The sequence below is a fragment of the Mucilaginibacter sp. PAMB04168 genome, assembly GCF_039634365.2.
GTDB lineage: Bacteria > Bacteroidota > Bacteroidia > Sphingobacteriales > Sphingobacteriaceae > Mucilaginibacter.
Map to the genome: position 1 here is coordinate 2,377,683 of NZ_CP155079.2, position 14,652 is coordinate 2,392,334.

The following is a 14,652-nucleotide window of genomic DNA, read 5'->3' on the forward strand; positions in this document are numbered from 1 at the left end:
AGTTAATAAAGAAAAAGATGAAGAATACAATTAAAACCTATATAAGCAAATTGCCATTATGTACAGCAATGCTGTTAATGCTAAGCAGCAGCTGTACCGACAATTTTGAAGATTATAACACCAACCAGCATCAGGCCACTGCAGAGATGTTACAGGCTGATAACCTGGCAACAGGAACATTTTTTGTGCAGATGCAAAAAAATGTGTTCCCAATAGCACAGCAGCCAGAATTTGGCGACGAAGTTTACCAAACCATGCAAAACCTGGCGGGAGATGTTTACTCGGGTTACATGGGTACAACTAACAACTTCTATTCAGGTGTAAATAATACTACTTATGGTTTAGTGCCACAATGGTACGGCCAGGCGTTCAACAGAGCATTTGTAGGCATTATGCCTGCCTGGAGTGCAATTAGAAAAGCGGCACAAACTGAGACACCACAGGTACTTGCTATTGCTACCATTGTAAAAGTGGAAGCATTACACCGCACTACCGATATGTATGGTCCGCTACCCTATAAAAACTTTGGTAATGGCGCGCTGCAAAACCAGTACGACAGCCAAAGAGATGTGTACTACGCTTTTTTTGATGAACTTAACCAGGCTATACAAACGCTAACCGATTTCTCTGTTAAGTTTCCGGGCGCTACTGCGCTTGCTCAGTATGATTTTATTTACGGCGGAAACGTGAAAAATTGGATCAAGTTTGCCAATTCGTTAAAGTTGCGGTTAGCCATGCGTATTGTTTATGCCGATGCAGCTAAGGCTCGTACTGAGGCTGAGTCTGCGGTTAACCACCCTATAGGCGTAATGACAGATGCCAGCGAAATAGCTGCGCTTCAGCATACTTCTAATCTCGTTTATAACCACCCGCTGTATATTATATCAACAAACTTTAATGATATAAGAATGGGCGCTAACATGGAGTCGTTCCTGAGCGGCTATAAAGACCCGCGCCTGCCTCGCTACTTTAACGCCGCGTCTGATGGCTTGTACCATGGTATTCGTAATGGTATTACCATCACCAATAAAGCTACCTACGCAGAGGGCCCGTTTTCGGGTTTAAATGTGGTATCAAGCACACCAATAGTTTGGATGAATCCAGCTGAAGTTCATTTTTTGCGGGCCGAAGGGGCATTAAGAGGTTGGAACATGGGAGGTACGGCTAAGGCATTTTATGAATCGGGGATACGTACGTCGTTCACTGTAAGCGGCGTAACTGCAAGCGCCGATGCATATATTAGTGATGCGGTGAGCCTTCCTGCTGCTTATACCGATGTGCGTAATAGTGGAAACAACGTAACTGCAACAAGTGCCGATTTAAGCAAGATTACCATTAAGTACGATGAAACGGCCGCCTTTGAAGCAAATTTAGAACGCATTATTACCCAAAAGTGGCTTTCTATGTACCCTGACGGTCAGGAGGCTTGGACAGAGTTTAGACGCACCCGCTATCCGAAGGTTTTCCCGGTGGTGTTAAATACAAGCCAGGGGTTAATCAACACAGCAACCCAGATACGTCGTTTACCTTTCCCTGCCACCGAGTATCAAACCAATTCGGCAGGCATAGCGCAAGCCATATCATTGCTTGGGGGAGCCGATAACGGCAACACCAAACTATGGTGGGATAAGAAGTAGTAATTGAGAACATTTAATCATCAATTAAGAATGAAAAAGAAATTATTGAATCTGTTGCTTGCTTGTTTGGCTGGTGCTTTTACGGCTTGTGATAAACAAAATATGCCTGAGGCTATCGAGATACAAAAGCCCTATACTTATAATGATAAGTATTACGAAAACTTACGCGCCTACAAGAAGTCTGATCACCAGATTTTTTATGGATGGTTTGCCGCTTACAGCCACAAAGAGGGGGTTGTTGCGGAGTATAAAAAGTCTGCCTCATGGGGTGAGCACATTGCCGGCATGCCTGATAGTTTAGACTTTTGCAGCCTTTGGATGGGCATACCGTCAAATAAGCAGAATGATGCGGTTACCACTTATAACCCGATAGCGTACGAAGAAATGCGCAAGGTAAGGGAAATTAAAGGAACCAAAATGCTTGTTCCGGAAATTACCCGCATTGCAAAGTACCCTAATTTTCCAAAGAACGATGATGGTATAAAAATGTATGCCGACTACTTGGTTAAAATGGTGCTTGACAATGATCTTGATGGTTTGGATCTGGATTATGAACCCGAAGGGGACTGGATATCCGGTGATAACTTTACAAAGATGGTGGCACTCATAGGTCAGCAGTTCGGGCCAAAATCGTCCCGTCCTGATAAGTATCTGATAATTGATTATTACACCCAGTTACCGGCAGCTGCGGTAGAGCCTTACATAAATTATTTAGTAAACCAGGCTTACACCCAGGGTACAACAACAACTTCGGCTACTTTTTTGCAAGGCCGTTACAACTCTGTAGCAGCATGGTGCCCTACAAAAAAATATATTGTTACCGAAAACCTGGGCGAATGGTGGGAGAACGGTGGCTCGCCGTTTACCGAGGCCGATGGCAATACGTTTAACAAGGATGGAAAGCAGATGTACTCATTAGAAGGAATGGCCCGCTGGAACCCTACACAGGGTAAAAAAGCCGGCTGGGGAGCTTTTTATTTTGATCGTGATTACAACACTCAAGTTCCGTATGGTAATGTAAGGCGCAGTATTCAAATCGCTAACCCATCGGTGCGGTAACCTAATAATATTTAAATAAAAAAATAAGTCATTATGAAAAAGTTAAGCTATAAAATAAGGCTCGCATTGCCTGTTGTGCTTGGCCTGGTATCGGTACTATTTGCTACATGTAAAAAGTATGTCGATTTCAAGGATGTAATTATGATAACAGGTACCGAAACCAACAAACTCATTAAGTTTACGGTTGAGGGAACTACAGCTACTTATGGTGTAACCGCAACGGCTACCGGAAAGGTAAGCGAAGATGTTACCGTTAATTTTGAAATAGATAGCACACTCATTGCTGGCTATAATGCCGAAACATCTGCCAAGTATGCTATACCGCCAAAAGGTAGTTACGAATTGGTTGGCAACACCGGCATTATAAAGGCCGGAACAAATGTATCTAACGCAGTTTCGGTTAAAATTTTGTCTACCGCGAAATTTGTAGACGGCAGATCGTATGTAATACCGGTAACTATTAAGAGTGTAACCGGTACAACAAGTGTATTGGAGGCATCTCGTACGGTATATTTAAAGGTAGCCCGTGTTCTTGATTTCAACTCAATAGATATTTCCAATCCAAATTTTTACTATCCGTATGCATTTGCGCAGCCTTTGAATAATATTACCAAATATACTTTTGAGATTAAATGCTACATTAACGACTGGCATCCTGGAAGCAACCAAATAAGCCGTTTGAGCAATTGGGGGCCTGTTGACGAATCATTGCCCAACTTGCTGCGTTTTGGTGAAGCTGGTAGCAAAATAAACCAGTTACAATGGGTATCGGCTGGTGGCAGTGCTTTCTCAACCACCGAGTTTGCCACCAAGACATGGTACACCATATCATGTGTGTTTGATGGCAGTACTTACCGTATGTATGTAAACGGAAAGTTAGATGCAAGCTTTGAGGGCGCTCCTAAAACTTACCAGTTAGGTGCACTCGAAATAGGCATGTCTTATGCAGGCTATCAAACAGCACAACGCTTTTTAGGCCGCGTTGCCGAAATCAGATTCTGGGACAGACCACTATCATTAACTGAAATACAGGAAGGACTTTGCGGCGTTGACGCTGGTGCCAATGGCTTAATGGGTTATTGGAAAATGAACGAGGCTTCGGGCAATACTTTCTTTGACCGCAGCGGACATGGCAGAGATATGGCATGGCCTAAAGCCGTAACCTGGATTACTGATATTAACAACAAATGTGCTCAATAAAATAAGCGTATGAAAAGTTTGAATTATAAAAAGATATATACGGGTATTTTAGTATTAATGGCGTTTATTCTGCCCTCATGCAGTAAGGACGATAGTTTTGACGTAGTTGGCGATGAAACTAACCGGGTGTTTTTCAATACCGAAAATTATACGGTTAAGAGTTATAACAGTTTTGTTTTTCCGGTTATACACACACCCACAGGTAGTTTAGGCGATGTTACGGCCTCTTTTCCTGTACGTTCTACACAAGCGGTGAGTAGCGATGTACAAGTGACTTATACGGTTGATAATTCTTTAATTGATAGTTACAATTCGGCCAATGGTACCCAATACATTAAGCTGCCCGATGGTTTTTTAACTATAGGAGCGCTTACCCTGACGATTCCGCAGGGCAAGACAACTTCGGCAGAGCCTGTAAAAGTATCGGTTGCAGCCAGCAAACTGCCCCAATTAACCGAAGCCGGCTACATAGTTCCCTTCAAAATTACGTCGGTAAACGGCAATGGAACACAGATCAGCACCAATCAAAATACAGCATACATGCTTATCAATACCAAGGTAACTAACCTATATAGCAGTCCTGTACTGGCTGATATGACAGGTAGTACCCTTATTGCAAGCAGAACGGGTTGGACCGCTACTTTGGATGCAGTGCCAACTTCGGGCACTTTAGCCAACATGTTTGATGCACGTACCAATACTAACTGGCAGCTAAATCCGGCTAAAGCCGCTAAGCTAACGGTTGATATGGCAAGTAGTCGAAGTAACCTTACTGGCATACGTATTCATACCAGCAGTACGGCCAATGCACTTACATCGGCTATGGTATCTACCAGCGTTAATGGAGTTGATTGGGTATCGCAGGGTACTACTACGCTATCTATTGCGTCAGCCTATCAATATTTTAAGTTCTACTCGCCGGTAACAGCACGTTATATCAGAATCGATATTTTAGGGTGGAGATCAACCTTGCTGTTCCTTACAGAGTTTGATGTATATCAAGCTAATTAGGGAGAAAAATTATACAAGATATCATGCTTTTTAACTTGTACATCAGGCAATTAGTTTGGTTACCAAGAGGCACTTTAATAAGTGCCTCTTTTTGTGTTATGTTTACCAAGCCGATATACCAGTTATTAATTGAGATTTTATACCTATGAAAAGACGAGTATTTATCAAGAATGCAGGGCTACTATGTTCCGCAACACTACTAAATAAATATAGTTATGCTTTTAAACCCGATTTTCCGGTGGTAAGGATACCGTATGCTTCACGCAGGTTTCATAGCCAGGCGGTCGAAAATGCCATTGCCGAATTCAAATCAAAAGTTAAGGATAAAGAATTAGTTTGGTTGTTTGAGAACTGTTTCCCTAACACTTTAGATACAACTGTATTTTATGAATCTGTAAATGGCCGACCGGACACCTATGTAATTACCGGCGACATTGATGCCATGTGGCTGCGCGACAGTTGTGCACAGGTTTGGCCTTACTTAACTTTTGCCGGTAAAGATGAGAAGTTAAGAAATATGATAGCCGGTGTAATAAACCGGCAAACCAGATGTGTCTTAAAAGATCCTTATGCTAATGCGTTTTATAAAAATGAAAAGCAGATTAGCGAATGGAAAAACGATAAAACAGAGATGTTGCCCGGCGTGCATGAACGTAAATGGGAAATCGACTCGTTATGTTATCCTATCAGGCTGGCTTATAATTATTGGACAATAACAGGCGACAATCATCCCTTTGATGAAAACTGGAAAAGTGCGGTTGAGTCTATCTTAAATGTATTTAAAGTACAGCAGCGTAAAACAAATGCAGGGCCATACCATTTTCAGCGAGAGACGGTTAAACCGACCGACAGTTTACCGATGAATGGATATGGTTTTCCGATAAAACCAACCGGGCTTATCTGCTCCATGTTCAGGCCCAGTGATGATGCCACTATATATCCTTTCCTGATACCGTCTAATTTTTTTGCGGTTGTTTCTTTAAGGCAGGCAGCAGAAATGGTATCTGCTATATTTAAAGATAACTTACTGGTTCAAAAGCTAAAAGCGCTGGCCAGCGAAGTTGAGGGCGCATTGCGCATACATGCGGTTGTAAAACACGCAGTTTATGGTAGCATTTATGCTTTTGAAGTCGATGGCTTCGGAAATTATAATATGATGGATGATGCGAATGTGCCCGGACTATTATCTATGCCATATTTAGGTTTAGTTAAACATGATGATCCGGTGTATTTGAATACGCGTAAATTCGTATTGTCGGCCAGTAATCCGTTTTTTTACAAAGGTAAAGCGGGAGAGGGTATAGGCGGACCCCATGTTGGAGCGGCCAATATGATTTGGCCATTGAGTATTATTTGCCGCGGATTAACCAGCGCCAGTGATATTGAAATTAAACAATGTATACAAATGCTGAAAAACAGCCATGCGCAAAAAGGGTTTATGCACGAGTCTTTTGATAAGGACGATCCAACCAATTTTACACGTAGTTGGTTTGCCTGGGCCAATACTCTGTTTGGAGAATTTATATGGAAGGTTTACAAAGAAAGGCCAAATTTGCTATCAGCTTAACAAAGATGTTTAACTTTAGATAATGATGATGAAGACATATTGTTTACTCCTCGATTTAGTGGATGATCCTGCACTAATTGCTGAATACGAATCTGTTCATAGAGCTGTTTGGCCTGAGATTTTGGAAAGCATTAAATCATCCGGTATAACAAAAATGGAGATATACAGGTGTGATAACCGTTTAACTATGATAATTGAAGCAACTGAGGATTTTTCATTTGAGAAAAAGGCGGAGGCCGATGCTAATAATATAAAAGTTCAGGAATGGGAGCAACTGATGTGGAAATACCAACAAGCGTTGCCGGGTTCAAAACCGGGAGATAAGTGGAAATTATCGAATTTGATATTTTCACTTTAGGCTTTAAAAAAGTTGTAAAGTATTCCTGAAATACTAATTCATCGGCTTTATTGAAAGGATGACCGGGCCACCCGGTCATCCTTTTTTTTATGTTGTTATTGTAAAGGTAACAACGCAAGTTGTGATTTGAGTTGTTTTACATGCAAACTGCTGCTGCACATCTTACTTAAATTGCAAGTTTGATTTTCTAATGTGAGTTTAAATATAGCCGTCGGTATAACAGGTTCGATAAGTCGGTGGCCGCTAGTCAATCCTAATACCCCAAATTTTGCGGCATTTTACTGGTTAAATTAGCGTCAATTACATTTTGAGGAATAGGTAACAGCTTGTCGCGGTCGGTTACAAAGGGCGCTGCGAGCTTGTTATAAAGCTTAACTCGTTCTAACCATTTACCTGTACGCAGCAGTGTATAGCGCCGCTCTTCTTCTGAGAAAAGTTCTCTTGATCTTTCGTCCAATATAAAGTCCAACGTCACCTGGCCGGCTGTAACCCTGTCAGTATGAGCACGGTCGCGCAATGCATTAATTGCACCAGCAGCCAGATCGAGGTTGCCTAACTTTAAGTAAGCTTCGGCCAGTATGAGGTAAGTTTCGGCCGACCGTACCATTATCTGATCGTTATACTGGCGGTCAACGGTAACGTCAATAGGGCTTACATAGTCCCATTTTCGAGTGCTGGGCCAGTTAGGATTGGTTGTTTTTTCATTTGATGTTCTGTCCAACTGTATTACATCGCCAAGACTGCGACCTACTGGTATACCGGCTGGATTATTAATGGCATATGAAAAGCGCCAGGCATAATCCGATCCGCGATCATCGTTAGTACTGTACAGGCTCAATGCAAATTTAGTAGGGGCGAGCCTGCCTATGCCGCGGCCGCCATAATCGGCACTGACTGCAAATGGGTTTTTAGACTTACCATCGGTGCCGGTTACCGCTAATGAATAGTAACGATTTACCCAATACCTGCGCATAATATTGCTACCCTCGCCACCTGCCACATTCAATTCGTTTTGTATAACCCATAAAGGCTCTGTGTTTACGGCGGTACGGTTTGCATTGCCATCTAAAAATAGATCGGTAAAAGGTGTTCCGGGTTTGGTAGCGTTGGCGCCATACCGCGTGGTAACTAACCTGTAATTTCCATTAGTAGTAACCTTAAGGGCATAATCACGCGCCTTATCATTTTGATTGGTTGTTAAGTACAGTTCGGCCAGGTAGTGCTGAACGGCTCCCTTAAGTACTTTGCCAGGGTTTGATGGCGACGTTTCCGGCAAGTATTGTTCTGCAAACAACCAATCGGCTTCCATCGCCTTGCGCACGTCTGCAACCGGTGTGCGTTGCCAGTCAGTTTTAATATTGGTGCCCGATGATTCCTCAAGCGTCAGCGGAACATCGCCCCACAGGTAGGTTAAATGCCGGTAAGCCCAGGCTCTGAAAAAGCGGGCTTCTGCCATTGCCATGTTTTTATCATTTTCAGATAGGTTGTTGGGTTGACCTGCTCTATTGATAATCGTATTGGCGGCGTTTATGGTTTCATATAGCCATGACCATATATAGCGATAGTGTAACACTGATGCATTGTTGTTGGCCCCCCAACTATTAAAAACCCGCTCATATGCGTCTTCATAGTTGCCATAAGCGTTATCCACGCCAATAAAGGCAGGTTCTAACATTAAATTAGTTGAGCCACCGTACGTACTGCCCGATCTTGATCGGCGGGCCTCGTCATACAGGCCGTTTATTCCTGCATCAAAGCCGGCTTTGTCTTTGTACAAGTTATCAGCCGTAAGAATACTTGGCGATGATTCATTCAATGCATCTTTTGAACAGCCTGTTAGTATCAATGCTATTATAACAAGTTGTATGGTTTGGGTAATCAGTTTCATAATAACAGATCTAATAAATGGTTATAAACCAATGTTTAAGCCTAGTATAAATTCTTTTTGAAGCGGTATAGCGTCTTGCGTGTTCAGTTCCGGGTCAAGGCCGGTCCATTTAGTGATGGTAAATGCGTTGCGCATATTAAAATAAACCTTTACCCGGCTAAGTTTTATTTGCCTCAATAACTTTCCAGTAAGGTTATAGGATAGTGAAATATCCTTAACCCGTAGGTAGCTGTCGCTTTCAAAAATGCGAACGCCATAGATGTTCGCATTAACGTCGTTTGCATAATATTCATTAGTTGGGTTGGTTGGCGTCCACCAGTTTTTACGGGTGGTATTGTATCTTACGCCTGAGTTGACGTCATCTGCAAGGAAGGTATTACGACGGCTTGTACCTACAACGCCCTGCGCAAAAACGTATAGCGAAAAGTTCTTGTAAGTCAGAGTGTTACCAAGCCCCCAGGTAAAGTCGGGTTGCCTGCTACCAATAATGGTTTTATCCCGGGCATCAATCTTTCCATCGTTATTGTAATCCACAACTTTGGCATAACCAGCTTTAGTGTTTGGCTGCGGCGATTTGCTTAAATCATCTGTAGTTTGCCAAACACCTCCATAGGTATAGTCGAAGTTTACATCGATTGGCTTGTTCAAAAACCAATTGTTCAATGTGTCGCTTTTGCCATTGCCATACAGCTCAACAATTTTATTCCGGTTTATAGATATGTTGGCATTGGAGGTCCATGTAAATTTTGAAGACTTAATGTTAATGCTGTTTAAGCCCAGTTCAATACCTTTATTGGCAGTTTTGCCTATGTTTTGCGTAATAGTATCAATGCCATGAACAGGCGATATTTGGCGTTTTAAAAGCAGATCGCGTGTTTTAGCTGTATAAGCGTCAATGGTGCCGGTTAGCCGGCCTTTAAATAGTCCAAAATCAATACCAACATTCAAACTCTTAGTTGTCTCCCAGCCCAGGTCTGGATTGGCCAAAGAAGTTGGTATATAACCAGGTGCGGTGGCAGAGCCGTTAACGTATGATCTTTCGGCCAGTCTTGCTAAAGTACGATAGGTGCCTACAGCCTGGTTACCATTGCTACCATAGGATAAGCGCAGTTTCAGGTTAGAAATAGCGTTAATGTTTTTAACAAAATCTTCTTCAGATATGTTCCAACCTAAAGCTACGGATGGAAAAAAACTGAATTTTTTATTAGCGCCAAAACCTGAGAAACCATCGCGCCTACCGGTTAGCGTTAGTAAATATTTGCCGTTATAGGAGTAATTTAAACGGCCCATTTGAGATATAAGCGTTTGTTTAGAGTAATTGGCTGATGGCGTTTTTGACAAGGCAACGTTAGCCTGGTAGTAAGTAAGAACATCATTAGGAAAACCAGTTGCATCAAGTCCATTTATTTTGATATTGTCGTACTGGTAACTGTATAGGCCTGTAAAGCCAATGGCATGTTTGCCGAAGCTGCGATTGTAATTTACAATGTTTTCAATCAGTACATTACGTTGCAGATTGGTGCCGAGGCTTAAGTTTCCGTTGTCTTTAAATCCGGTGCGGGTGTCGCGGCCATAATAAGTACTTTGATCGCGGCTTGTATATTCAATACCTGTATTGAGGCGATAGGAGAGCCCTTTAACCGGTAACTGCACATTTAAATAATTTGTACTGATCACTTTATAGGTTTCGTCGTTGTTGCTCGCGAGCGTAGGGGCCAGCGGATTAGCAAAGAAGGTGTCATCGGGCCATGGATACACGGTTAACGTACCGTTGGCATTATAAGCTGTTGTTAACGGATTAAAACGGTAAGCGCCGTAATCCCCGTTAAAAGATGCAGCCAGGCCGCTTCTATTATTATAGGACAGCTGTGTGTTTGTGCCATAGGTTAGCCAGGAGGTAACATTGGTCTCTAAATTTATACGGGTCGATAACCGTTTAAAATTATCGCCCAGGGCAACGCCTTTAACATCCAGGTATGTTGCCGAAACATAATAACGGGAATTATCACTGCCTCCGGTAACTCCCAATGTGTGCTGACTGCGACTGCCTGTACGTGTTGCCAGATCAACCCAGTTTGGAAAGTTCTTGGAGTCATAAACAGCTTGTTCTGATGTGGTAATCGCTGTATTTGGCTCGCGGGTTCTTTTAAAAGTATAAAATTCTTCGGGGCTGAGCATATCAGGTAGATTGGTGAATTTTTGTATGCCGTAAAAGCCATCATAAGAAATACTCGGCTTACCTCTTTTCCCTTTCTTTGTAGTTACTAAAATAACCCCGTTTGCACCTCTTGAGCCATATATAGCAGTGGCCGAAGCATCTTTAAGCACATCAATATTCTCAATATCGGGCGGATTGATGTCTGAGATGCTGCCATTATAAGGAATACCGTCTAACACTATCAGCGGATCATTGGTAGCAGTGATAGAATTTTTACCCCGAATTACAATTGAGTTGTTATTGCCCTCCGCACCTCCGCTGTTTTGATCAACGCTTACACCGGGTAAAGACCCCTGCAAGGCCTGCGCAAAATTAGTGTTGGGCAATTGCTCCAAACGGCTCTTGTCAACCGAAGCAACAGAGCCTGTAACATCTTTTCTCCTTTGCGTACCATATCCCACAACCACTACATCATTAAGGTTGGTTACATCCGAAACCAGCGCTACATTTAAGGTGTTTCCATTGGCTGTAGATACGCCGACTTCCTTGGATGTAAATCCAACGGATTTAAAAATGAGCACTTCACTTGCGCGCGCTGCTATGCTGTAGTTTCCGTTGCCATCAGTGGTAGTTACTTTCGATCTGCCTTTTACCGATACCGTTACCCCGGGCAGCCAGCTCTTGTCTTTCTGGTCGGTTACCTTGCCCGTTATTGTAATATCTTGCGCCAGTGCCGGCATAACGGTTGAAATACCTAATAATAAAGAAAGCGTAACCCATTTTTTAATGAGGTTTTTCATGCGTTTAATCTTGGTTTTATAATTGGTTTCGTAAGCACACAAGCTCCGCATTTACGGTATCAAACTAGCAATCTGAAAATTGTATTCGGTGCTGGTTGTAAATTGGTTAACGTAGCAGGAGCTTCTGCTTGCATCAATCGAAATTAGCTACCAATATTACATATTTAGGCAGTTAATTGGTTCATAAATGCGGGTTAAATGCTACATAAGCAAATACATCGCACAGCATACTGTTGCTTAAAAAATCGCTGCAGATGTTCATTAGCAGGGTATATGTGCTTCATTTAACCTGTACGTAGCCTCAGCCATATATATATCTTGCCCTTACAATTATAATTCTCAATAATCCTATATACTTTAATTAATAATGACTCGAAAGTTATTACTCTTTGTTTTATTGTTGGCCCTGTCATGCCCATTTGTTAAAGGGCAGTCGCGATTGATATGGTCGGTAAATGACGGTTGGAAATACCTTCCTAATGGTGCCGACTTTGCACAACGGCCAAAAGCTGATGACAGTAAATGGGAAACGGTAGATTTACCTCACACCTGGAATGCGAAGGATCCTTTCGATGATGACGAAACATCGCGCAGAGGTATTAGCTGGTACCGCAAAAAAATAATGCTCGACAGTAGATTTAAGAATAAAAAGCTGTATCTGAATTTTGAAGGTGTTGGGCAAGTTGCCGACGTTTATGTAAACGGCGTATTTGCCGGACAGCACAAAGGCGGGTATACCGCTTTCACTTTTGATGTTACACACCTTGTAAAGTTATCAGACAAGCCAACTGAAAATTTAATTGCCCTACAAGTTAACAATGCACAAAATGATTTTTTACCACCATTATCTATCGGTTATGCGTCTTACGGAGGTATTTACAGGGATGTTTGGCTGGTGGCAGCTAGTAAGTTGCATTTTGATCTCTTAGATCATGGTTCAAAAGGGGTTTATATATCAACACCGGCTGTTAGTGCATCGTCGGCTTCTGTAAAAATAAAAAGCACCATCGTGAATGACGCCGAAACTGAGCAGAAATTTCAAATACAGCACATCATTTATAATGCGCAAAATAAGGAAATAGCTAGTGTATTAAAACAAATTGCAGTTGGCGCTGGGCAAAGCATTAAGAACGAACTGGATGTTCCGGAAATTAAGAACCCCAAGCTATGGTCGCCCGATCACCCTAACCTTTATCATGTAAAAAGTATTATCAGGCAAGGCACATTGGTTATTGATGAGATTGATAATCCGCTGGGTTTTCGTTGGTTTTCATTTTCGCCCAATGAGGGATTTAGCTTAAACGGACAAAAGCTGGTATTGAGAGGAACAAACCGCCACCAGGATTTTAAAGACAAGGGAGATGCGCTCACAGCTGAGGACCACTACCGCGACATGAAACTGATTAAAGAAATGGGGTGTAATTTTTTGCGTTTGGCCCATTATCCTCAAGCTCCTGAAGTACTGCAACTGGCCGATAAAATGGGGTTACTCATATGGGAGGAGATTCCACTGGTGAACTATATGAACCCAGTGCCGGAGTTCTTTAGTAATTCGCGCAACATGATCAAGGAAATGATCAGGCAAAATTACAACCATCCATCGGTGATAGTTTGGGGCTCCATGAACGAGGTTTTGTTATGGAGCGAGAAGGCTGAACGCATTCAGGTTCAGGATAATATGAAGTATATAAACAAGCTCAAAAAATATGCTGTAAAATTAGATAGTACTGTAAGAGCAGAAGACCCATTACGTACCAGCACAATGGCTATGCACATGAGCGATGATTATGACAAATTCAAACTATCAGATGTTCCGGGTTTGGCCAGTTACAATATTTATAACGGCTGGTACAGTGGCAAGCCCGAAGAATTTAAACCCATTATAGATGCCAAGCACAAGGCTAACCCCATGCAGGTGCTTTTTATAAGTGAGTACGGGGCCGAAAGTGACAATCAGGTAAATACGGAAAGACCCGTACGCTTTGATTTTACCGGACAATACCAACGCATATTTCACGAAGCGTACATTATGCAAATGCGACAAATGCCCTACCTTGCCGGAACCGCTATTTGGAACCAATTTGATTTTTCGCAGCCTAATGTGGGCGGGGTGAGCAACAACATGAACCAAAAAGGCATGGTAACCTGGGATAGGAAGCCAAAAGATGTTTACTATCTGTACAAAGCTAACTGGAACCCCCAGCCTATGGTTTACATTGCTTCGCGCGACTGGCAAACAAGGGCCGGTTTGAAAAACGCAACTTCAACTATTGTAGTGTATAGCAATCTCGATGAGGTCGTGCTTACCTTAAATGGCAAGCAAGTAGGCACCAAAAAGCCGGATGCATTACATAAATGTGTTTGGACCATTCAGCTACAGTCAGGAGAAAACAAAATTGCAGCTTCGGGTAGTAATACACAGCAGGATGTTACGGATAATTTTACGGTAAACTACCGGATTTATGATGAGAATTTATCAGCCGGTCCTTTTAGAGAGATTGCCGTCAACGTGGGCTCAGATGTTCAATATATTGACGGATCAAACCATATTTGGATTGAAGATCGGCCTTATAAAAGCGGAAGCTTTGGGCACATAGGCGGCACCCCTGCCATGCTTAACATTAAAACTGTTAAGAAGAACACAGCCGATAATCCACTTTATTATTCGTACCAGGATGGTATTAAAGGTTACCGTTTTGACGTTGCCGACGGCACTTACGAGCTGGAATTATCTTTTATAGAAAGCGATAAGATACAGAAAACGGAGCGGGTTTTTGATGTTTTGGTGAACGGTGACCGCCTGATAAGCGATCTGGATTTGAGTGGTGATTGTGGGTTTGGGGTTGCGCTACGCAAAAAGTTTATCATTACTGCCGCTGACAACAAGGGCATCAACGTCTCTTTTAATGCTAAGGCCGGCAAGACAACTTTATCCGGAATTCGGTTAAGAGCGGTTAATTAAACTATGTTCAAA

9 protein-coding genes are annotated in these 14,652 nt (G+C 42.4%); 7 read left to right on the forward strand and 2 right to left on the reverse strand.

Features of this window, described 5'->3' with window-relative positions; translation table 11 throughout:
- The first annotated feature begins 17 nt into the window (after positions 1–17).
- The 6 genes from ABDD94_RS10215 to ABDD94_RS10240 all read left to right on the forward strand — a co-directional run bounded on the left by ABDD94_RS10215 (position 18) and on the right by ABDD94_RS10240 (position 6,832).
- Positions 18–1,637, forward strand: coding sequence for a RagB/SusD family nutrient uptake outer membrane protein (locus ABDD94_RS10215; RefSeq protein ID WP_345955776.1), 1,620 nt, complete (start codon positions 18–20; stop codon positions 1,635–1,637).
- Positions 1,638–1,667: 30 nt separating this feature from the next.
- Entirely contained in the window at positions 1,668–2,696 is a 1,029-nt protein-coding gene (locus ABDD94_RS10220) for a glycoside hydrolase family 18 (protein ID WP_345955777.1), read from the forward strand.
- 33 nt (positions 2,697–2,729) lie between these two features.
- Positions 2,730–3,896: a DUF1735 and LamG domain-containing protein gene (locus ABDD94_RS10225; protein WP_345955778.1), complete on the forward strand. Its 1,167-nt coding sequence runs from the start codon at positions 2,730–2,732 to the stop codon at positions 3,894–3,896.
- Positions 3,897–3,905: 9 nt separating this feature from the next.
- Positions 3,906–4,907, forward strand: coding sequence for a DUF1735 domain-containing protein (locus ABDD94_RS10230; RefSeq protein ID WP_345947625.1), 1,002 nt, complete (start codon positions 3,906–3,908; stop codon positions 4,905–4,907).
- A gap of 145 nt (positions 4,908–5,052) precedes the next feature.
- Positions 5,053–6,474, forward strand: a complete 1,422-nt coding sequence (locus ABDD94_RS10235) for a glycoside hydrolase family 125 protein (RefSeq protein WP_345955779.1) — start codon at positions 5,053–5,055, stop codon at positions 6,472–6,474.
- A 28-nt stretch (positions 6,475–6,502) separates the two neighbouring features.
- Positions 6,503–6,832, forward strand: coding sequence for an L-rhamnose mutarotase (locus ABDD94_RS10240; RefSeq protein ID WP_345955983.1), 330 nt, complete (start codon positions 6,503–6,505; stop codon positions 6,830–6,832).
- 253 nt (positions 6,833–7,085) lie between these two features.
- Here the strand turns inward: ABDD94_RS10240 and ABDD94_RS10245 are convergent, their stop codons facing one another.
- Positions 7,086–8,720: a RagB/SusD family nutrient uptake outer membrane protein gene (locus ABDD94_RS10245; RefSeq protein WP_345955780.1), complete on the reverse strand. Its 1,635-nt coding sequence runs from the start codon at positions 8,718–8,720 to the stop codon at positions 7,086–7,088.
- Positions 8,721–8,741: 21 nt separating this feature from the next.
- Positions 8,742–11,678, reverse strand: coding sequence for a TonB-dependent receptor (locus tag ABDD94_RS10250; protein ID WP_345955781.1), 2,937 nt, complete (start codon positions 11,676–11,678; stop codon positions 8,742–8,744).
- Between the two features lie 367 nt (positions 11,679–12,045).
- Between ABDD94_RS10250 and ABDD94_RS10255 the strand changes: the two genes are divergently transcribed.
- Entirely contained in the window at positions 12,046–14,640 is a 2,595-nt protein-coding gene (locus ABDD94_RS10255) for a glycoside hydrolase family 2 TIM barrel-domain containing protein (protein ID WP_345955782.1), read from the forward strand.
- Positions 14,641–14,652 lie beyond the last annotated feature (12 nt).